The organism is Candidatus Nomurabacteria bacterium, from assembly GCA_023898605.1.
Classification (GTDB): Bacteria; Patescibacteriota; Minisyncoccia; order Phycocordibacterales; family UBA9973; genus HK-STAS-PATE-34.
The window spans coordinates 480,121-501,882 of sequence record CP060230.1; the positions used below are offsets into that span (position 1 = coordinate 480,121).

General features: G+C 35.4%; 22 protein-coding genes. 12 read left to right on the plus strand and 10 right to left on the minus strand.

The features are described 5' to 3' along the window. Positions 1-54 precede the first annotated feature (54 nt). Positions 55-1,203, minus strand: a complete 1,149-nt coding sequence (locus tag H6791_02780) for a hypothetical protein (GenBank protein ID USN94656.1) — start codon at positions 1,201-1,203, stop codon at positions 55-57. 818 nt (positions 1,204-2,021) lie between these two features. Between H6791_02780 and H6791_02785 the strand changes: the two genes are divergently transcribed. The 4 genes from H6791_02785 (at position 2,022) to H6791_02800 (ending at position 5,809) form a co-directional block, all read left to right on the plus strand. Continuing rightward, a complete protein-coding gene (locus H6791_02785; GenBank protein ID USN94657.1) occupies positions 2,022-3,722 on the plus strand; it encodes a type II/IV secretion system protein in 1,701 nt (566 codons plus the stop codon). Between the two features lie 370 nt (positions 3,723-4,092). Further along, complete coding sequence (gene ruvB, locus H6791_02790) at positions 4,093-5,058, plus strand: Holliday junction branch migration DNA helicase RuvB (GenBank protein USN94658.1); 966 nt, start codon at positions 4,093-4,095, stop codon at positions 5,056-5,058. A 1-nt stretch (position 5,059) separates the two neighbouring features. Next, positions 5,060-5,548: a crossover junction endodeoxyribonuclease RuvC gene (locus H6791_02795; protein ID USN94659.1), complete on the plus strand. Its 489-nt coding sequence runs from the start codon at positions 5,060-5,062 to the stop codon at positions 5,546-5,548. Positions 5,549-5,626: 78 nt separating this feature from the next. Continuing rightward, positions 5,627-5,809, plus strand: a complete 183-nt coding sequence (locus H6791_02800) for a hypothetical protein (protein ID USN94660.1) — start codon at positions 5,627-5,629, stop codon at positions 5,807-5,809. A gap of 32 nt (positions 5,810-5,841) precedes the next feature. Here H6791_02800 and tyrS read toward each other — a convergent pair whose 3' ends face one another. Further along, positions 5,842-7,182 carry a tyrosine--tRNA ligase gene (tyrS, locus tag H6791_02805; GenBank protein ID USN94661.1) on the minus strand — a complete coding sequence of 447 codons (1,341 nt, stop codon included), beginning with the start codon at positions 7,180-7,182 and terminating at the stop codon, positions 5,842-5,844. 36 nt (positions 7,183-7,218) lie between these two features. Here tyrS and H6791_02810 point away from each other — a divergent pair, with 36 nt between their 5' ends. Then, positions 7,219-9,729, plus strand: coding sequence for a PBP1A family penicillin-binding protein (locus H6791_02810; GenBank protein ID USN94662.1), 2,511 nt, complete (start codon positions 7,219-7,221; stop codon positions 9,727-9,729). A 2-nt stretch (positions 9,730-9,731) separates the two neighbouring features. On the opposite strand, the gene H6791_02815 is transcribed toward H6791_02810, so the two are convergent. From H6791_02815 to dnaA, 3 genes are all read right to left on the minus strand, one after another. Continuing rightward, the gene (locus H6791_02815) at positions 9,732-10,007 is read right to left on the minus strand and encodes a hypothetical protein (protein ID USN94663.1); all 276 of its coding nucleotides are present in this window, start codon (positions 10,005-10,007) and stop codon (positions 9,732-9,734) included. 1 nt (position 10,008) lies between these two features. After that, positions 10,009-11,106: a DNA polymerase III subunit beta gene (gene dnaN, locus H6791_02820; GenBank protein USN94664.1), complete on the minus strand. Its 1,098-nt coding sequence runs from the start codon at positions 11,104-11,106 to the stop codon at positions 10,009-10,011. 196 nt (positions 11,107-11,302) lie between these two features. After that, entirely contained in the window at positions 11,303-12,652 is a 1,350-nt protein-coding gene (dnaA, locus tag H6791_02825) for a chromosomal replication initiator protein DnaA (GenBank protein ID USN94665.1), read from the minus strand. A 164-nt stretch (positions 12,653-12,816) separates the two neighbouring features. On the opposite strand from dnaA, the gene rpmH reads away from it, so the two are divergent. From rpmH to H6791_02850, 5 genes are read left to right on the plus strand one after another with little or no spacing between them, the layout of a single operon-like run. After that, entirely contained in the window at positions 12,817-12,951 is a 135-nt protein-coding gene (gene rpmH, locus H6791_02830; protein USN94666.1) for a 50S ribosomal protein L34, read from the plus strand. A 2-nt stretch (positions 12,952-12,953) separates the two neighbouring features. Continuing rightward, the gene (locus H6791_02835; protein USN94667.1) at positions 12,954-13,286 is read left to right on the plus strand and encodes a ribonuclease P protein component; all 333 of its coding nucleotides are present in this window, start codon (positions 12,954-12,956) and stop codon (positions 13,284-13,286) included. Next, entirely contained in the window at positions 13,279-13,506 is a 228-nt protein-coding gene (gene yidD, locus H6791_02840; protein USN94668.1) for a membrane protein insertion efficiency factor YidD, read from the plus strand. The genes H6791_02835 and yidD overlap by 8 nt, the downstream gene beginning before the upstream one ends. A 38-nt stretch (positions 13,507-13,544) precedes the next feature. Next, a complete protein-coding gene (locus tag H6791_02845; protein ID USN94669.1) occupies positions 13,545-14,249 on the plus strand; it encodes a YidC/Oxa1 family membrane protein insertase in 705 nt (234 codons plus the stop codon). A 1-nt stretch (position 14,250) separates the two neighbouring features. Beyond that, complete coding sequence (locus H6791_02850) at positions 14,251-14,730, plus strand: hypothetical protein (protein ID USN94670.1); 480 nt, start codon at positions 14,251-14,253, stop codon at positions 14,728-14,730. Positions 14,731-14,740: 10 nt separating this feature from the next. Here the strand turns inward: H6791_02850 and H6791_02855 are convergent, their stop codons facing one another. The 4 genes from H6791_02855 to H6791_02870 are packed head-to-tail and all read right to left on the minus strand — an operon-like array spanning position 14,741 to position 19,891. Then, on the minus strand, positions 14,741-16,021 hold the full coding sequence (locus H6791_02855; GenBank protein USN94671.1) for a hypothetical protein: 1,281 nt from the start codon (positions 16,019-16,021) through the stop codon (positions 14,741-14,743). Between the two features lies 1 nt (position 16,022). Next, entirely contained in the window at positions 16,023-17,009 is a 987-nt protein-coding gene (locus H6791_02860) for a hypothetical protein (GenBank protein ID USN94672.1), read from the minus strand. Positions 17,010-17,012: 3 nt separating this feature from the next. Beyond that, entirely contained in the window at positions 17,013-18,017 is a 1,005-nt protein-coding gene (locus H6791_02865) for a hypothetical protein (protein USN94673.1), read from the minus strand. Between the two features lie 35 nt (positions 18,018-18,052). Next, on the minus strand, positions 18,053-19,891 hold the full coding sequence (locus H6791_02870; GenBank protein ID USN94674.1) for a DUF87 domain-containing protein: 1,839 nt from the start codon (positions 19,889-19,891) through the stop codon (positions 18,053-18,055). Positions 19,892-19,964: 73 nt separating this feature from the next. On the opposite strand from H6791_02870, the gene H6791_02875 reads away from it, so the two are divergent. Together H6791_02875 and H6791_02880 are read left to right on the plus strand one after the other, a co-directional pair. Next, positions 19,965-20,621: a hypothetical protein gene (locus tag H6791_02875; GenBank protein ID USN94675.1), complete on the plus strand. Its 657-nt coding sequence runs from the start codon at positions 19,965-19,967 to the stop codon at positions 20,619-20,621. A gap of 2 nt (positions 20,622-20,623) precedes the next feature. Next, positions 20,624-21,046, plus strand: a complete 423-nt coding sequence (locus H6791_02880; GenBank protein ID USN94676.1) for a PrgI family protein — start codon at positions 20,624-20,626, stop codon at positions 21,044-21,046. A 24-nt stretch (positions 21,047-21,070) separates the two neighbouring features. Here H6791_02880 and H6791_02885 read toward each other — a convergent pair whose 3' ends face one another. Continuing rightward, positions 21,071-21,760 carry a hypothetical protein gene (locus H6791_02885; GenBank protein ID USN94677.1) on the minus strand — a complete coding sequence of 230 codons (690 nt, stop codon included), beginning with the start codon at positions 21,758-21,760 and terminating at the stop codon, positions 21,071-21,073. Positions 21,761-21,762: the final 2 nt, after the last annotated feature.

The window sequence follows — 21,762 nt, forward strand, 5'->3', positions numbered from 1 at the left end:
AAAAAAGGGTCCCTTCCAGCATATCTTGCGACATTCTGGAAGAGACTTTTGGGCTCATCTTATTACCCGATTGCTTTGGTTCCTCGGCTGAGTTGCCCAAACCTGCTTTTGCTGGTTTTGGTTCCTCGGCTGAGTTGCCCAAACCTGCTTTTGCTGTTCCTGGTACCGAGCCGAAGGAAGAGAAGTGGAATAATTATTCCTTTCTCTTGTTTCCTTCATTGTGGGATCCGGATCGTATGCCTGTCTATCTCGAGTAGAATACTCGGTGTTTGGTACGTATTTAGGCACATAATTATCCCTTGTGGGATTTTCTGTGTTCTCCAAATTCATCGCCAAGCTTGGATCAACCGTGCGAACACCTGCATCCTGATAAGGAGTGCTGGTGCCCATGGAAGCCAAACCACTACCCAGATACTTTTCGGGAGAAACTATTGTCACTCCTGATACACCAACACTGGGATTCATTGATGCCATTCCAGACCGGTCAATAAATTGACTGGGTGGAACTACGGTCGGAACCGATTCTGTAGAAACCTGATAGCTCGTCTGGTTTGTACCAGGACGACCACCTTGATCCCCTATTGGAATAACGGGGCTGACCGTTGCAACTTCACCACGAGGGGTAATATTGCCGAACTGAAGACCGGAACTGCTCTCAAACTGGTTTTTACCTGCCAGGTTGTCTTGCTCGACAATCTGTATAGGATGAGCCACAGACTCCTTATTGGCTGATTCGTTACGAACCTTGCCAGAAAGATTGCCTGCAAACTGACCAAACCTTCCATTATCATCTGGTATGTTTCCGTCTCCAGTTGATCCAGAATCTCCTCCGGATCCACCAGAAACATCTCCAGCATCACCAATATCGTCCGGGATATCAGGATTCCAAACAATAGGATCGTCAGGAACATCAACAACTGTGTCTCCACCACCGGAACCGCCACCATTGTTGTGCCAGTTCCAATTCCAGTTCCAATGATCACCACCGTTGTAGGTGTAATCATCATCACTGTAATTGTACGTGTAGTTGTAGGTGTAGTTACCTCCATAGTACGACGGCGTACTGTAGTAAGGACTGCAGTAGTTTCCGTAACCAGAAGGATAACAATTGTTCCACCCATAACCCCACGAAGAACCGCATCCGTTCCACCCGTAGCCCCAGCCAAAACTGGAACCAAAGTAGGATGAACATCCGTAGTTCAAGCCGTAGCCTGCCTGGAAATATCCGTTACCGTAGGTAGTAGGATATCCATAACCGTCATAACCACCATAGTAGTTATTGGTTACCTGTTGAGGAAACCCGGTGACAGTTGCACTGGCTGTAGCGGTAGCTGTAGCCTTGGCATCCCCAGAGGTCGATGTTTTTTCAACTTCCCCGTCGCCAGAAGGCGGTGGGATTGTTGCGAGCTGTCGATCCTCTTTAAGGAAGGAGTAGTCAGTGTGGTTGGCACAAGATATCTTGTCCAACACCACTGTTACAATCTTACCCGTCTGATCTTTGATATCTACCACAGCAAACGCTGTAGTTTCATCAAAATCAGGTCTGTCAGAGTAATCAACCAGGCCATTTTTGTAACCGGCGATTTTTGGGTTGTCTGATGGGTCAAGGTAAGCCACGTAGGCATTCCTGATCGCATCCAAGACGACGTCCTTTGTGATAACGCCAACACCTACAAGCTTGTGGGTGTTTACCGCCTTTTGGAGATTTTTTTGGATCTCTTCAAGGTACTTATCGCGAGGTTGACGAATCTTCCAGGTGGTTTTACCCAAAACCTGGTCCTGCCATGCATTAAAAGTAAGTGTCTCGGCAGAAAACGCATATTGCGAATTCTGCGCGTTGGTCAGCTCTGCCAATCCGAGGCAGAAAAAGACCATAAAGATGAGTTTTTTCATTGTGCAAGTTTTGTTTTTATTCGAGAGGATATTATCACATTTATAGCTTTGTGTCAAGGAGAGTGGTATCCCCTATCACACCAAGTAAAAAGCCCTAAAAACAAGGCTTTTTGTGATAAAATAAACCCATGCCACTTGGTGATAGTGATATACAACTCAAAAAACTAAATGACTTAAAAAAAGAAGAAGAAGAGGATCTTGTGAAGGTCTTGGCCGAGGCCAAGTACAATCTTCCCTATATGAATTTGAGAGAAGTTGTTGTAGACAACGCAGCACTTCGTTTTGTTGATGAAAAAGAAGCAAAAGAGTCTGGCGTTGCTCCTTTTAAACTAATAGGAAAAAATATTTATCTAGGTGTTCTGTCTCCAAACAATGAAAACATCTCAAAAATAGTTGAATCAATCGAAAGAAAAAACTACACAGTTTATCTATACATGATTAGTCACGCCTCTGCAGAAAAAGTTTGGGAAAGATACAAAGAACTTTCTATTTCCAAAGAAACTCGAGGTGGAAGTTTAGACATATCTGGAGAAACCCTACTCTCATACAGAGAAAGAATTTCTTCTGTTTCAGATATACCAAAAATCCTAGAGGAAGCATCCAAAGACAAGCTTCACAAGGTTTCTCTTATTTTGGAAATAATTCTTGGTGGAGCAATCGCGACAAATGCTTCTGACATACACATAGAACCAGAAGAAGAAATGGTAAAGATAAGATACAGACTAGACGGTGCACTAAACGATATACACTACATAAGCCATGATATATACAAGCTTCTAAACTCTAGAATCAAACTTCTTTCTGGAGTAAAGCTAACACTCAAATCAATCGCCCAAGACGGAAGATTTAGTATAAACATCGAAGAGAAAGAAATAAATATAAGAACCTCTATAATCCCCGGAGCATATGGAGAATCTATTGTTATGAGACTTCTTGACCCAGACACAATCAAAACAAAACTAGAGGACCTCGGAATAGACAAAAGATTGTTCACTATAATCGAGAAAGAAATCGCAAAACCAAACGGACTAATACTCTTAACTGGTCCAACTGGTTCTGGTAAAACAACAACACTATACGCGTTCTTGCAGAGAATATACTCTCCTGAGAAAAAAATAATAACAATAGAAGACCCTATCGAGTATCACTTGCGTGGAATAACACAAACACAAGTAGACAATAAAAAAGGTTATACGTTTCTAGAGGGACTTCGAAGTTCGCTTAGACAAGACCCAGACATAATCATGGTTGGTGAGATAAGAGATGCCGAGACTGCAAAAATAGCAGTAGAGTCTTCTCTTACTGGGCACCTTGTTTTCTCAACACTACACACAAACAACGCTGCTGGTGTTGTACCTAGACTTATTGATCTTGAGGTAAACCCAAAAACAATCCCGTCTTCTCTAAACCTATCTATCGCCCAAAGACTTGTAAGAAAGCTTTGTGAAAACTGCAAGAAAGAAGTTTCTCTAGACGAAGAAAAAGAAAACCTGGTTAGAGGAATAATAAAAGACGGTATATCAGAAGGAAAAAACTTTTCTGACTATGGAATAAATGAAAATATGGAAATAAAGGTTTACCAACCTGTTGGTTGTGATAAATGCAGTGGCATAGGCTACAAAGGTAGAATTGGTATTTTTGAAGCCATGTATATGGGAGACCCTGAACTAGAAAAAATAATCCCAAACAACCCAAGCGAGAGAGAAATAAAAGAAATATCTGATAAACAAGGCTTATTGGACATGAAAGAAGACGGGATAATAAAGGTTCTTCTTGGGGTAACTAGTTTTGAAGAGGTGGCAGAAACAGTTGATTTGTATAAGGATTAAGACTTGACAAGAATCATTCTATTTGCTATACTGTGTAAGTAAATAAATATTTTGTTGTTTTCCACAAGAATATTGGTTTCTCCACAGAGATTCCACAAACATATAAACTTTTAGATTTTGTCAATTATTTGACAAGATTTTATACTTATATGGCTTTTATTTTTTGAAGAGATCGTAAATCTCTAAGCAATCAGGCCTTGCCTCTACAGTTTCAAGGAGGACGTCTTGGTGAGAATTAATTTTCTTTCCTGGGACTATCCTTTGAGACACTGTTACTTAGTTTCGCAGAAGCAGATTAAGGATTGTTTAGAGATTTACGGTTTTTTCTTTTTGGGTGAAAGGTTATTTTTTCGTGATACAATTTACCCATATGAAAGAAAACGATCATCTAGACACAGTACTTCGGCCATCAAATTGGGAAGAATATATAGGCCAAGAATCTATAAAACAAAACCTGAAAATACTACTCAAAGCAGCAGAAGAGCGCGGTCACACAGCTGAACATATTTTGTTTTATGGTGCACCGGGTTTGGGTAAAACAACCCTCGCACACCTTATCGCAAAAGAAACTGGAAGAAATCTCAAAATAACTTCTGGTCCTGCAATAGAAAAAGTTGGAGACTTGGCTTCACTTCTTACAAACCTTGCTGAGGGAGATATTTTGTTTATAGACGAGATACACAGACTAAACAAAATGATAGAAGAGGTTCTATACCCCGCTATGGAGTCTGGTGTTTTAGATATAATAATCGGCAAAGGTCCGTCTGCAAGAAGTATTCAGCTTGACCTGCCACCCTTTACTCTTGTTGCAGCAACCACAAGAGTTGCATTACTTTCTGCCCCACTTAGATCTAGGTTTGGCGGAGGATCTTTTAGATTGGATTTTTACAAAACAGAAGAAATAGCAGAAATCATAAAAAGGTCTGCAAAAATACTTGGTATAGAAATAGAAGAAGAAGCTTTGTTGGAAATCGCCAAAAGATCTCGTTTTACACCGAGAACAGCAAACTACTTTTTAAAAAGGTGTCGTGATTACGCCCAGGTTCACAAAAAATCACTCGACAAAAAAACTGTTTTTCTAGCGCTATCACTTCTAGGGATAGACGAGTATGGACTTTCTGAACTCGACAGAAAAGTTCTAGAAATAATAATCGACAAGTTTTCTGGTGGACCAGTAGGACTAACAACAATCGCAACTGCTCTGTCGGAAGATGAAGCCACAATAGAAGATGTTGTTGAGCCATATCTAATACAAGAAGGTTTTATAGAAAAAACTCCAAGAGGTCGTGTCGCGACAAAGAAAGCTTTTCAGCACTTGGGTTTTGAAAAAAAATAATATGAAAATAATGGGCATAGATCCAGGTTTTGATCGTCTTGGTTTTGCTTTTATAGAAAAAAACCCTGGTCAAAAAGAAGTTATTCTAAACTCTGGAACAATAACTACAGATAAAAAAGAAACTCATCCAAAAAGATTTTCTTACATAAGAAGCGAGCTTGTAAAAATACTTGAAAAAGAAAAACCGGATATTGTTGGTGTAGAAAGTATTCTTTTTTCAAACAATCAAAAAACTGCTGTTTTAGTAAGTGGTGTAAGGGGTGTGATACTCGAGGTTTTGGGTTCTTATGATTTTGATGTAATAGAGGTAAACCCAAAAACAGTGAAACTTTCTGTGACAGGCTCTGGGTCCTCTGATAAAAAGGCGATTTTAAAAATACTTCCAAAAATAATAGCTTTTCCAGAAAAAAAGATGCTTGACGACGAGGTTGACGCCATAGCGATAGCGCTTACAACCAGTACTCTTTCGACTTTTCCACAAAAAGCATAGACTCGACTTGCCAAGCTTTTTTGGTTTTGGTACAAAATAGTTTATCGAGTTATTAATAAAATAATTTTTCAAAAAAACATGAGCGATTTTGAAGAAAATTACAACGAAGATCAAGAGTTGAACCCAGAAATGGAAGAACTGGATTCTGAGCTTGAAGACGATGAATTAGAAAGTGACGATCTTGATGAAGAATCTGAAGACATGGGAGATGATGAAGACGACGACATGGACTTTGGAGGAGACGACGAGGACGAAGACTAATACAAAATAAAAAGACCCCGATCGGGGTCTTTTTATTTTATTTCTACAAAGTTCTTTGCGCCTATTTTGTATTTTTTTCCTTCTTTCAAGTCTTCTATATTTTCTATCTTTTGATCGCTTTCTATATCTTTTATGGCACCCTGTGATACAAGCCTTCTAAGGTCGCTTCTAGAAGAAACTATTTGTTTTTCTAGTAAAGATTCAACTATGGAGTCCTTATTTATTTCTATGAAATTATCTATATTGTCTTTCTTTTGAAATTTATTTATGAAGTCTTGTTCTGCTTTTTTGGCCTTTTCTTCTCCGTGATATATAGAAACTATTTCTCTCGCTAATCTCATTTTTAACTCTTTTGGATTTTCTCCGGCTTCAACTTGTTTTTTTATTTGTTCTATGTCAGAAAGTGGTGTAAATGTGCAAAGCTCAAAATACTCACCTATCAAAGAGTCTCCAATAGACATTATTTTTCCATACATATCCCAAGGCTCATCTGTAATAGCGATATAGTTATCTAGACTTTTTGACATTTTTTCTTTACCGTCTGTTCCAACCAAAACATTCATGGCCATGACAGCTTGGGGTGACTGATTGTTCATTTTCATAACATCTCGTCCAATCATCATATTGAATGTTTGGTCATTTCCCCCTATTTCTAGATCACATGACCCATATATTTTTGAGAGGGCGTACGAGTCTACACCCTGAAGAACTGGGTACATCATCTCGTGCATAAAAAGCTCATCACCTTTATTGAGTCTGTCTTGGAACATGTCCCTTTCTATAAGTCTTGCGTGTGTTAGTTTTCTGAGGGTTCTCAAGAAAGATGCCATTGTTATAGTTAATATTTCTTTTTTGTTCAGAACTTTCTTTTGCATCCTTGTTTCGCTAAACAGAATTGTTTTACCAACCAAAGATTTTGGGTTTATTCCCCTGTTTAAAATCCTTATCAATATTCCATCTTTTGGCTCTATGTCGGCAGGTGACAGAAACCAGTCGGAGTTTCTAATCCATGAAAAAACTTTTTTATCTGTTTTTAGTATTTTCCCAACTTGAGCAAGATATGTCTTCATATTCTTCTCAACCTCTTTCTGGTCTATCTCGGGTCTAACTTTGCTTTTTCCTGTTGGGTCTCCAATAAGAGAGGTGAAGTCTCCAATAAGAAAAATAACCTTTGCGCCAAGATCTTGCATTTTTCTAAGCTTCAACAAAACCACCGCGTGGCCCAGATGAATGTCTGGCCTTGTTGGATCAACTCCAAATTTTATAACTACCTTTTCTGGACTATTGGTCAATTTTTCTTTGAAATCTCCGTTTGGGTCTATAAATGATGAAATACCCCTTTCAAAAATATCCTCTTTTATCTTCTGTGACATAAGGAAAATATATCATATTCGTGGTATATTTTCCTTATGCAAAGAAAAAAGTCTAAGTTAAGACATGGTTTGGAGATCCTTTTTTTTGGATTTGGAAGCTTTGTCCTTTTTGGAATAGCCTCTAGTATTATCTGGGCTTCTACAATGGAAATACCTGATTTTGGCGCTTTTGAAGAGAGAAAAGTGGCTAGTTCAACAAAAATATATGACTCAACTGGAGAGGTTCTCCTTTATGATGTAAATAAAGATATAAGAAGAACGGTTATACCTTTTGAGGAAATGGGTGACAATATAAAAAATGCAACTGTGGCAATAGAAGACTGGAAATTTTATGAACACTCCGGTATAAGACCAACGTCTATAATAAGAGCTCTTTTTGCAAACCTGAGCAGTGGCTCTCTTTCTCAAGGAGGATCAACTATTACTCAGCAAATTGTAAAAAACACACTTCTTACAACAGATAAGAAAATTTCTAGAAAAATAAAAGAGGTTATTTTGGCAGTAAAAGTTGAACAAAAACTTTCAAAAGATGAAATCTTAACCATATATCTAAACGAAGCACCTTATGGTGGTGTTGTTTATGGAATAAAAGAAGCCTCTGAAACATTTTATGGGAAGGATCCAGCTGAACTAACTATAGCTGAGTCTGCTTATCTGGCAGCAATACCGCAGGCTCCTACATACTATTCACCAAGGGGTGAACATAGAGACAGATTAGAAGAGAGAAAAAATCTTGTTCTAAGTAGAATGTTAGACCTAAATTATATAACAAGGGAAGAATATGACGCGGCAATAACAGAAGAAGTTGCCTTCATCCCACAAGAACCAAACAGTATAAAGGCTCCTCATTTTGTTTTTATGATTAAGTCTCTTTTGGAAGAAAAATATGGAACAGATATGGTTGAGTCTGGTGGATTAAAAGTTATAACTACACTAGATTGGGAGCTTCAGAAAAAAGTTGAAGAGACAGTAAAAGAAAATGCTATAAAAAACGAAGAATCTTGGGGTGCTGAGAATCAAGCTGCTGTTGCTATAGATCCAAAGACTGGTTATATATTGGCACTTACTGGTTCTAGAGATTATTTCGACAAAGAAATAGATGGTAGTTTCAACGTCGCTACTGCTTACAGACAACCTGGTTCATCATTCAAGCCGTTCGTATACGCAACAGCCTTTAAAAAGGGTTATACGCCTGATACAGCGATTTTTGATGTACCTACAGAGTTCCAGGCTGGTTGTGACGCATATGGCAACGCTGTGACTGTTTCTCAAGACAAGTGTTATAAACCAAGCAACTATGATGGCGCTTATTTAGGGCCACTTACTTTGAGAAATGCTTTGGCTCAATCAAGAAACATTCCAGCGGTAAAAATGCTTTATTTGGTTGGTGTTACTGACTCCCTAAAAACAGCAAAAGAAATGGGTATAACATCTCTCGGAGAAAAAGATCAGTATGGACTTACTCTTGTTTTGGGAGGTGGTGAAGTTTCCCCTCTTGAAATGGCTTCTGCATATGGAGTATTTGCAAACGCAGGTGTTAGAAATCCTTATACAGGAATACTAAGTGTAGAAAGAAAAGATGGAACAGTTTTGGAATCTTACGCTCCAAAACCAGAAACAGTTCTAGATAGAAACGTAGCTGCTCTTATAAACGATGTTTTGTCAGACAACGTTGCTAGAACACCTCTTTTTGGTCCAACATCATTCCTATATTTTGGAGATAGACCAGTAGCTGGTAAAACAGGTACCACAAACAACAACAGAGACGCTTGGCTTGTTGGTTATACTCCGGATGTTGTAGTTGCTGTGTGGAGTGGTAACAACGACAACACCTCTATGAAAAAAGGTTCTTCTATATCTGGTCCGTCTTTCAACGCTATTATGAATGAATATTTGAAAGATAAACCTATAGCTTATTTTGATGAACCTATTATTTCTTATAATGAAACAACTAAACCTATAATTAGAGGTTATTGGCAGGGTGGAGAATCATTCTTTATCGACACAATATCTGGAGGACTAGCAACAAACTTAACCCCTGAAGAAACAAAGGAAGAAAAAATAATAACAAATGTTCATACAATACTTCATTGGATAAATAAAAGTGATCCAACGGGGCCATCTCCTATAAATCCAGAAAGTGACTCACAATATAGTCGTTGGGAAACTGCTGTTCAAAACTGGTGGGCTCAAAATGCTTATAAATATCCAGAAGTTTTTTCTGGAGATAAACCGGGATTCTTTGATGATGTACACACTGAGGCAAACATACCTGATATAGAAATATCAAACATAAATAATTATCAAATATTCTCAAACACTAGTAATGTAAAAATAGATGTCGATACCGACTCTAAATATCCAATAGATTCTGTTAGCTTTTTTGTAAATGGTATTTTCTTGGGAGTAGATGAAACAAAACCTTACAGCTATTCATTCTCACCTATGGACTTTGGTTTTAGTGGTGATGTAAAAATATCCGTTTCTGCAACGGACTCTGTTTATAACAAGGTTTCTGATGAGAAATATATAACTGTTATAAATTAGTTTTATAAAATATCTAAAACAAAATATTCTTTCTCGGTTTTGTTTTTTAGATTTTTTATAATCTCATCTTTTTTTGTTTTTAGAAAAACTTTTTCTGGTCCTGAAAAAATTTTTATAGAAATAACTCCATCTTTTATTTTGATATCTTTTATTTTTTGATCTATTTCAAAACCTAGTTGGTTTTTTATTTCATTTAAAATAATTTCTTTATCTTTAGAATAATAATTTATTCTTTGTTTTATTTTTTTTAAAAAAGATTCTATGTGTTCTTCTTTCATTTTATCTATTGAGTGGCATTACTAGATAAAGAAAACTTTTATCAGAATTTCCTTTTATAACCATTGGTTTATTTTCATCCATAAAAGAGATAATAATAGAGTCATCTTCTATAAAAGATAGTGAATCTAATATGTATTTATAATTATAACTAGCTTCTAATTTGTCTCCTTTTATAACAGCGTCTATTTCTATAACACTATCTCCAACGTCTGGGTTTTTTGTTTCTACTACAAATTTTTTATCTGTTGGAAGAATTTTAATATTTATATTATTGAATTTATCTGTAAAATAAGTCGATGTTTTTAATGCATCTATAAAATCTTTTTTCAAAATAGTTGCACTTGTTTTAGAGTCTTTTGGAATTATTTGTCTATAATCAGGAAATACTCCGTCTATAATCCTGGTTGTAAAATATATTTTTTCAGATTTTATAGATATTTGATTTTTAGAAATAATAAGTTCAACATCACTATTTATTTCTTCTAAAATTCTAAGTAATTCTCCACAGTTTTTTATAGGAATAATTATCCCTTCTATGTCATCTGTTTTTTTAAGTAGTGTTTTTTTCTCAGCTAATCTAAAAGAATCTGTAGCGGTGGATATAAGATGTCCATTTTCTATATAAATATAAACACTGGCTATTTCTGGTTTTATATCACTAAGTGATGCACTAAAAGATACTGATTTTATAACTTCATAAAGTTTTTTACTAGAAATAATTATATTTTGACCCTCTACTTTTGGAAGTATTGGAAACTCATCATCCTCAAGTACTTTTATATTTGAATTTTGAGCTTTTGTAGATATTTTAAGAATTGAATCTTTTTTCTCTAATGTTATATTTTCTTTTGCTTTTAAATTTGATATAGCTCCGCTCAAAGTGACGCCATGAACAACTGTTTCTCCTTCTTTTTCTATTTGACCGTCTATTTCATATTCAACACCAATATTTAAATTTGTTGCTTTAAGTATTATTTTATTTTTCTTTACTTCTATTTTAATACCAGAAAGTATTGGTAATGTAAGATTTTTACCTGTAACTCTTTCTACCATCGATACTGCTTTTTGGATATCTTCACTTTTAACAATACATTTCATAATTCTTTATATATAAATTTATTATTACTATTAAGGGTGTTTATATGTGTATATCTTTTTTAATTCTTATAATTCAACACTTTTTTTAAAATCTATATGTTAATTCTTTTATAAAAATTTTTTAACAAACACTGACTTATATTTTTTTATTTTTTTTATTAACATTTATAAAAAATTTTTAACATAATTATTAACACTATTTAAACAATAAACGCAGTCTTTCTACTTCATCAACTAATTCTGGATCTTTACTTAAATCGTTTTTTATCTTTGTACACGAGTGAATTACTGTTGTATGGTCTTTTCCACCAAGTTTTTGTCCTATATGAGGGAATGAAATATTGAAATCTTCTCTCAATATATACATAATCACCTGCCTCGCTTTAACAATCTCTTTTCTTCTAGTTCTATCATAAATAGAACTAGTTTCTATATTATAAAAATCAGAAACAATAAAAACTATATCATCTATAGATATATTCTTTTTTGGCTTTATATTGTTTTTTAAGAGGTTTTTTATCTCTTTTTGAGACAAAGGCTTATTTTTGATTTTTTGACTACAAAGAATCGAATTAAAACACCCTTCCAACTCTCTTATGTTTCCAGAAATACTTTGAGCAATAACATCTATTATTTCATCTTCTATCAACTCCTCTTGCTCTTCTGCTTTTTTTCTAAGTATTGCCACTCTAGATTCATACTCAGGTTCATTTATATTTACAGTCATTCCTTGAGAAAACCTTGATTTTAAACGATCTTCTAATCCTGTTATAAAATGAGGGTGTTTATCTGAAGAAAATATAATTTGCTTATTGTTTTCATAAAGTTCATTGAATAAATGAAACAACTCTTCTTGAGTTTTATCTTTTCCAGAGATAAATTGAATATCATCCATTATTAAAACATCATATTTTCTATATTTTTCTTTAAAAAGATTTGCTTTATTGTTTTGTACTGAGTTTATATAGTCTACAGAAAATCTCTCAAGTGTTGTATAAAAAACTCTTTTTTCTGCAAAATTTGTTTTTATAGTATTCCCTACTGCTTGTATAAGGTGTGTTTTTCCTAAACCAGTATCTCCATAGATGAAAAACGGATTATATATTTGTCCCGGTTGTTTAACTATAGCTTGAGAAGCCGCGTGTGCTAATTCATTGAAACCACCAACAATAAAAGAATCAAAAGTATATCTAGGATTCAAATTATCTTCCTTGTTTATATAAAGATCTTTTAGAGGAAGTTCTTTTTTTACAATCTCATCCAAGGTTTCTTTTTTTATTTCTTTCTTAGGAGATTGACCAGCTTTTACTATTTGGAATTCAATAGATCTTATTCCAGCATCGACATTATCTATCATACTCTTCAAAATCAGAGATTGATATTTATTTGAAAGCCACTCTTTTACAAATTCATTTGGAACACCAACATAAACAGTTCCCCCATCTTGTTTAACAATTGAGGTGTGTTTGAACCAAGTACTAAAATTAGCGCGAGATACGCTAGTTTCTATTTGCTTTAAGCATTGGTTCCAAATAGTGTTATCCATAAAAATATATTTGTAATTATAATCGTTAATTTAAAAACTAAGTAATTTGTCTAAAATGTTAAAAACATGTTTATAACTGTGGAAAACTTTTATAACAAAGAATATCTTAAAAAAAGACTTCTGTATATAGACATTTCTAAAAAACCAGTGTATACTTCGCCCATATGTCAGTAACATATCAACCAAAAAAGAGAAAAAGAGCAAAAACTCACGGATTTCTAACTAGAACTAAGACCTCTACTGGGAAAAAAGTACTACAAGCTAGAAGAAGAAAAGGTAGAGCAAAACTTGCTGTTTAGGCATGTTAAATAAGATTTTTAGACTAAAAAGTGTAGATTTTGATCAAAAATTCGTATTTTTTTACGAAAATGACGTTTTTTCTCTAAAAAAGACCAGGGAACCCAAGGAATTGGGTTTTTCTGTTGTAATACCTAAAAAAATCATAAAAAGCGCGGTAAAAAGACACAGAATAAAGAGAATTGTTTTGGCTGAAGTTTCAAAAAACCTATATAAAATAAGGCTAAAAAACAAAATACTTATTTTTATAAAGAAAGAAATAAACAATAAGACAGAAAATGAAACAAAAACAGAAATAGAGAAAATGGTTCATTTTTTAATAAACCAAAATGTCTAAAATAGCTATTATTTTTATAGATTTTTACCAAAAAATCAAAAAAACCCTTATAAAACAAGGCATTTTGAGTGGTAATAGAGTTTGCAGGTTTTACCCAACTTGTTCACAGTATACAAAAGAGGCCCTTCAAAAACATGGTTTTTTCAAAGGGCTTTTTCTTGGTGTTAGAAGGGTTTTGAAATGCCACCCTTTCTCAGAACACAAAATAGATAAAATATAAGTTTGATATATATAGATATTTTAATATAATATATCCCTATGGGGATATGGAATAATTTGTTTTTTGAGCCGCTTTACAACGCTCTTATTTTTTTAATAAATATTTTACCAGATGCTGGTTTGGCGATAGTTTCTTTGACGATAGTTGTAAAACTAATACTCTTCCCCATTCAAACCAAATCTATAAAAAGCCAGATTGAGCTCAAAAAAATAGAGCCAGAAGTTCAAAAAATAAAAGAAGAATATAAAGACAAAGAAGAGCAAGCCAAAAAAACATTTGAACTATATAAAAATAAAAAAATAAACCCATTTTCAGGTTGTTTACTGCTTCTTATACAACTTCCTATAATTATCGCTCTTTACCAAGTATTTTTACAAGATTTCTCCGCCGACCACAGCTATCTATATAACTTTTTATCCTTTCCAGAAAATATAAACTATACATTTTTAGGTTTTCTTGATATAAGAGAAAAGAGTATAGTTTTGGCGGTTCTTACCGGACTCAGCCAATTCTTCCAAACAAGGCTAATGATGGGAAGGACAGCATCTAGTTCTCCTTCTGGATCAGGTTTTGGGCAAGATCTTGCAAAGACAATGAATATGCAGATGAAATACTTCCTACCTGTTTTTATTGCATTTGTAGCAAGCAGATTACCTAGTGCGGTTGCGCTGTATTGGACAACAAGTAACCTTTTTGGAGTTCTTCACGAGTGGTATTTGAAGAAAAAAAGCGAAAAAGAATAATATGGAAAAAATTATAGAACAAACAGCAAAAGAAATAGTAGAAAAAAGTGGACTAAAGCCAGTATCTGAGCAGTTTATTTATGATGAAGAAAGTAATACATATTGGTATTCTATCGAGGGATCTCTTGGTAATCAAAAGATAAAAGATCAAGAAATATTGAGCTCCCTGAACCATCTTCTCAGAAGAATAATAGAAACAAAAATAACAAAAGAAAATACTAGTGGGCAGGAAATAAAAGTTCCTATGGCACTTTTTGACATAAACGGTGCCCAAAGAAAAAAGATAGAAAATCTAAAAACAATAGCTCATATGATGGCAGAAAGAGCGAGATATTTCAAAAGTAAAATAGCAGTTGATCCTATGTCGCCGTATGACAGAAGGATAATACACGAATTTCTTTCTACTAAACCAGACATAAAAACAGAGTCTGACGGCGAGGGTAGATCAAGACATGTTGTAATTTACTACACAGGAAAGTAGTAATATATTTCTATATTTTCAGAAGCCAGAGACTCTGGTCTTTTTTATTTATAAACAAAAGATTATTTTCTTCTTCGTTTAGTTTCAAATTAACACCATCTATTTGCGAACCAGATGTTTTTGAAAGGTTTTCGTTTAATATGTAAAGTCCTGTGTTTATATCGAACTTCCAAATATTATCACTCCAAGAAATTTGCCCTTTATACCAAGCGTCTGGATATATAGGACCCAAAGAAACATTTTGAGGAACAGAACACCATGCGACAGTGCTGTCTTTTGACCACACACATTTTTCCGGGAGAGTTTTTAGTCCTGTATTTGTTACGGTTCCGTTTTCGTTTACCACAGAAAGCTCTAGTTTGTTGTTGAAATATGTTGATATGAGTGCAAGTTTTCCGTTTTCACTAACAAGTGATGTTAGACCACTAACTCCACCTATTATTTTTTCCATAATCTTTGTATTCTCGTTTATTTTATATGAATACCCAGAAGCCAACCCAGAAGCCTTGCTTGTTATAGACACAGTACTTGTCCCAACAGCTAGAACTTGTCCCAACCACTCAGAAAAAGGAGAAGAGAACGATTGTTTTTGATTTGTGCCGTCAAAATTACTAGAAATACCAACAGATTCAGTACCTATTTTATATATATAGAAATATTTTGAACCATCTTTTGATATAGAGAAACTAGATATATTATCAACCAAAAACTCTCCTTCTAGTGAACCAGCTCCACCCTCTACTTCTGTAATTTTTCCGATATATGTTTTTATGTTTCCATTGTCATCTAGATACCTAAGAGCTACATAGTCTTCGTGGCCTATATAAGCCTCATAGACGCGAGGAATTGTTGTTCCTGACACTCTTGTTGTTATGCCAGTAGAAAGGTCTAGATCGTAAACGTGGCCCGTTTCTTGTTCTACAAACCTGACGAAATCTTTTGTTTCCAAAATAGTTGTTTCTAGTCCGTTTTCATCGAGTCCTAAAATAGCTTCTTCTTTTTGATAAAAACCAGCCCCAGCCACAGGTTTCGAATATATTTTTGTTAGATTTTGTATATTTATACTAGATGGTGATTCTTCCCCATTGTCTCCAGTTGTTGAGTCTGGCAACGTCCCCGTATTTTCTCCATTTTGACCATTTTGAGAGAAAGGAAAAATATTTCTTGTCGTGTCCACAAAAACCTCGTTTGGAGTTTTGCCCGTTTGCTCGCTTCTTAGTATCAAATACCCAACTCCAGAAAGGATCGCTATAAGTATTATTACAATGATTCTAAAAAATGTTTTATTCATACTAAGATACTGGAATTATATGTTTTAAACAGTTCTTATATTTATAAGAGTCCAAAGGTCTGTTTATTGTTGTTGCGTTTCCGATTGACCCAGTTGGGCCATGAACATCTGCTATTAACCCAGAACCCGTATATACAACAACGTGTCCACCTTCCGCCAAATCACACTCCTCAGCTTTCCAGCCCAAAAGATCTCCAGGCTGGAGTGTAATACCATTAACCATGGTACTTGTTATGGAGAATATTTCTGAAGAATAATCTTCGGTAAACATTGTTGCTGTCCTACCATTTCCTGTTGGTATAGGAGTAAGACCCGCACATTGTCTAACCATGTTTGCATAACTAGAACAATCCAAATATATAGTTCCAGCTGGGCCAGGCTGTGTTCTTTGAGTTTGATCGTATGTTACATTTCCATAAAAACTATCTGCTATAGATTTTATATAAGAAGAACCACCGCCTTCCGGGCAATAAATATCTGTCGGTATAGCAATGTCGTCAAAAGCCAAAGTAAAACTTGCATTATCATCGCCGGCTATTTCAATCTCCACCTTGTTCAAGGAAAGTTTAAAGTCTACGAGGTCTGGATCTAGTGTGTTTAGTAAGACATACGCACCAAGCAAAACCCCGAGTCCCAATAGTGCGTTTTCTATCATGTTTCGCCCATCACTTTTTTTGGTGACCACCTCACTTCCCATATACTGGATACCACCTACTACTATCATCACAACAGCTAGCGCCCCAGCAATACCTATTATTATCCCAAGAACCCCATTGAAGTAGCTACCAAAACTAGTGTCCTCTCCATCGAACCTGGTTTCAAATCCTGGAAGTGGTTGTAAAAAACAATAGCCAGTATCACCGTCTTTACAAATTGTTTCTGCTTGAGTTTCAAATTCAGTCTGCGCTTTTGTTGATCCACCAAAAAACAAGGAAAAAATAACAAATATAGAACCCAGTGCTATTAATATGTTTCTTTTTGTTTTCATTTTCTAAAATTCTATATTAAGAATACCACTTATTTTTTGGAAAACAGTGTTTGGGTTTGTAACAGATATCTCTACAGAAGAAGTTCCGCTAACCCCATCTGGTTTTTGTAGTGTGATTTGATTTCTGGTTCCAGAACTGTTTGCAGAAGAACCATTTATTTTCCAAGAAATATTATTTGAAGACCTAGATATGTTTTTGTAATTTGTGCTTATAAAATATGGTTCACCAACGATGTTTATTTCATCAGAGGTTAGATTTGTATTTGTTCCAAGGGCTTGATTATATAGAATACCCTTGAGCGGTTCATATTTATAGAAAACAACCTCTGAAGAAGACGGTCTTATAGTTAACTCTTTTTGAGATGAAACTGAACCGTCTCTAGATGTTATTGTTACAGAAATCTTATCTTCTTTGTCTAGAAACGCGTTTTTGTATGTGTAAGAATTTTTTCCATAACCAGAATAATCTTGCATGTTGTTGTAGTTTTGCTTCCAGTTATATACAAGGTCTCCAGAGTTTATGTTTTGGCCAATAGTGTTTTTGAAGTGTGGTATTGCAACTATTCTAACAATCGCCTCTCTTCCAGGAAGGGCTTTTCCCCTATAAAACGGTGGTGTGTATGAATCTACCGCTTCCCACAATATGTCTACATCTTGTGGTGTTATAAAGATATTTCTTTCTACTGCTATACCATTTCCAGTTGTTATAACAACTTTTATTTCTAGTGTTTGTCCAGCAGCTGGTGCTTTTGTACTAAAGCTTTTTCTTCCATATCCAGACAAGACAGTTTCTCCGCCGACTTGCCAAGAAATATTTGCCCGGTTTAGATCAGTAGAAAAGCTAGTTAGATTTATTGTCACACTTTCTCCTGGAGCCGGGTTTTCTGGAACAGAGTCTATACCTATCGTTATTGTGTCTGCCGGGTTTACTGTTTGTGCAGAAGAAAAACCCCAAAAACCAAAAACAAGCATAAAAATAAAACTTATTTGCCCGAATACTTTCATCATATTTATGGCTAAATTATATCACAAAAGGCCTTCTCTTAAGCCTTTATTCCAGAGTTTTCCTCGAATTCTTGTTTTGATCTTTTTATTGCTAGAACTTGTGCTGGGTCAGATGTGATTATTTGTTCTTCTGTATATGAAGCTATGATTTTTATCGCTACGTGTTTTAGTCCGGCAAAGAATATTCCCTCTCCCACTCCAGACTCTAGTAGTAGATATTTTTCTTCATCTGTAAGATTAAATGTCTTCTGGAGTGATTCTATGGTTGACGGAGACTGTTTCAAAAGTAGTTGTATAGAGGAGTTGGTTATTATTGGAACTCCATATGGGGACCGCATAAAGTCGTCCACGTCTTGGGTTATAGTTGCAAGACCAAGCCAGTATTTTCTACATCTTTTTGCAATTCCATAAAGGAAAGAAGCTGTATCTTCCGATTTCATCATCCACCACGCCTCGTCGACAACAAGAATTCTTTTTCTCTTCTCTCTTCTTATTGCGTTCCATATAAAGTGAGTAACTATATACATTGCGACCGGCTTAAGCTCGTCTTCCATGTCTCGAACAGAGAAAACAATAAACTTTTTGTTTATATCTATGTTGGTTGGTTGGTTTATAAAAGTTGACCAACTACCACGTGTGAATTTCTGAAGCTTCTGGAGTATAGAGTCTGTGTTTTCCATACCAGAAAGAACCATTTCAAAATCTGACAAAAGAGGTGCCTCAATTTTAGAAAAATCAGAATCTCCGTTTATATCTTTTATGGCGTATGTTTCTGTTATTGCCTTGTCTACAATCGCGTCTTCTTCTGGAGTTAGACCACCAAGCATGATTCTAAAAAGCCCAACAAGGTTTATAACGTTTGATCTCAGCACATCTGCGCCAGACTCATCTTCTGTCGGAAGTGGCAAATCAAACGGGTTTATATGGTGATCTGAAGAAAGTGATATGTTGAAATATCTTCCACCAACAGCCTCTGCAAGATACTCATACTCTTTTTCTGGGTCTAGAACCATAACTTCTATATCAAACATAAGAGAACGTAGTATTTCTAGTTTTGTCGCAAAGCTTTTTCCTGCACCGGCCTTTGCAAAAATAACAGAGTTATAGTTTTCCATAGAGAATCTATCGAACACCACCATGCTGGCATTGTGCCTATTGATTCCGAAAAGTATTCCTTTGTCAGAAGTTAGATCAAAAGAAACAAAAGGAAAAAGAGAAGAAAGCGGCGCAGAGTTTAGTTTCTGATGAACAGAAAGTAGGTCGTCCCCTATTGGAATAGTGCTTTTGAAGCCTTCTGATTGTTGGAAAAGAGCAGGTTTTAGATAAACAAGCTTTGCGTCTAGTATAGACTTGATTTCATTCTCTGTTTTGTATAGTTCTGACTCATTTTCTGCGTATATTGTTATATAAAGACCTACATCAAAAAGCTTTTCTTGTGCTTGTTGCAAATTGTCACGAAGCTCTTCTAGATCTCTGTACGCAGTGTCTAGCACAGGGTCTCTCACAAGCCCCTTCTGCTCTCTTATAGATATCTGGCTTGCAACTTCGGCAACTTTTTTCTGGAAGTGCTTTAGAACAGAAGATGTGTCTACGGGGTGTATAAAAATAGATACATCAAATATCTTGTCGAGGTTTATTATGGGCGTGAACCAGTTGTCAGAAAGATATCTCGGATAAGAAATAACAAAAAATGTCTTTGCTATCTTGTCTCCCAAGTTCAAACTCTTTGAAGAAATTTCTAGTGCAGAAGGTGCTATATAGTCTTGCAATTCCAAAGTTGCAGCTTCGTAGATTTCTTTTGGCAAAATAGGAGAAAGAGAAACATCTGGCTCTTGTTTCGCGCTTTTTTTATTCAAGATAGAGTCTAGTAATCCCATAATTTTTTTATCTTCATATATTATAACCCATTTTTATTTTAATATAATTAAAATAGGTTATAATTATCTACATATGGCACAAATCGGGGCACCAACACAACAATTTGTCCCAATAAAAGAAATACGAGACGGTGTGGTTGTTTTGAAAGACGGCTCTCTTAGGGCGGTTCTTCTTGCTTCTTCTGTAAACCTTTCTTTGAAGTCTTATGATGAAGAGCAGGCTATAATAGGGCAATTTCAAGCTTTTTTGAACTCGCTAGACTTTTCTCTTCAGATAATAGTGCAATCTAGAAGATATGACGTAAGACCATATCTTTTATCTCTAGAAGAAAGGATGAGAGAACAGACAGAACCTCTACTCAAGGTTCAAACCAAAGAGTATATAGAATTTATACGTTCTTTTACAGAGCAAAATGCGATAATGAAGAAATATTTCTACCTAGTTGTCCCTTATAACTCTGTTGTTTTAAATACAAAAGGTGCCGCCGGAAAACTAGAACAGTTTCTACCTTCTAGTCTCAAGGGCTCTGCTCCCAAAAAAGAAGGCGCTACTGAGTTTGAAGAAATGAAGTCTCAACTTGAACAAAGACTCACCGTTGTAGAAGAAGGAATGGCAAGAGTTGGTATAAGATCTGCTAGGCTTGGAACAGAAGAGTTGATAGAAGTTTTCTACAAATGGTTCAATCCAGGAGATTCTGCACAAAGTGGTGTGGCAGATAATTTGGCATAATTATGAATTTCAAAGTTCCACAATTTATAGAAGTTGAAGATAAGGTTTTTGGACCACTTACATTCAAGCAGTTTATATATCTTGCGGGTGGTGCAGGTCTCTGCTTTATATTGTGGAGACTCCTACCCCACTTTCTAGCTATTATATTTATAGCACCTGTTGCTGGTTTTGCTGCGGCGTTAACTTTCCTCAAAATAAATCAAAAGCCTTTTATCCAAATAGTTGAAGCGTTTTTGAATTATCAAATCGCATCTAAATTATATGTCTGGAAAAAAGAACCTAAAAAGATAAAGCCTAAAAAAGAAGAAGACATAATACCAAACACAGGATACCTCCCAAAAATGTCCGAGAGTAAGCTCAAAGACCTTGCTTGGAGCTTGGATGTTCTCGATTCCTCTACACAAAACAAAGAATTAAAACAATAAAAATCCCGCTGAGTGCGGGATTTTTTATACTTCTTCTCTGTATGGATCCAAACCATGATATGAGCCGGTTTTTGGAGGCTTGATCTCTTTTCCGATACTTGGTAGAGATCTGTCGCTAACTTCTGTTCTCATGGTTGTCGGTGCAGAAAGTTTTTCTTTCAAAAAGCTTGGTTTTTCTTGTCCTCTGTCTGGTTCACCAGTAGGAAGTTTTATTTTAAGGTCGTCCTCTATCGATACTTCGTTTGGCTTCTCGTCTTCTGTTTTTTTAGTTTCTACTACAGGACTACTTACTATCTCTGGTTCTTTTTTCTCGTATATCTCAACCCCTGATTTTTCTAAAACATTTTTTTCTTCTGGAGATATTTCTTCTTTGTCTTCTACCTCGTTCATGATTTCTGTTAGTTCTATCTCTCGCTCTCTTATAGGGTTAAATATGTTTGAGTTTAGGTTTTCTATGACAGACAAAACTTTGTCTTTTGGGATACCGTTTATGGCGTTTATTTCTACACGAAGTTCATCTGTTGATAGTAGTCCTACTGTTGCAAGATCCACCACGTCGAAAAGATCTTTTCCGGTATCTAAGTGTAGCCCCTCTTTTTCTACAAGATCTTTTATTCTTTCTGGAACGTTTACATCCAAAACAGCCTCTTTTGTTGTAACGGGCAAGTTTTCAAATGCTTCTATTATTTGGTCTGGAGTGAATTTTTTGATCATAT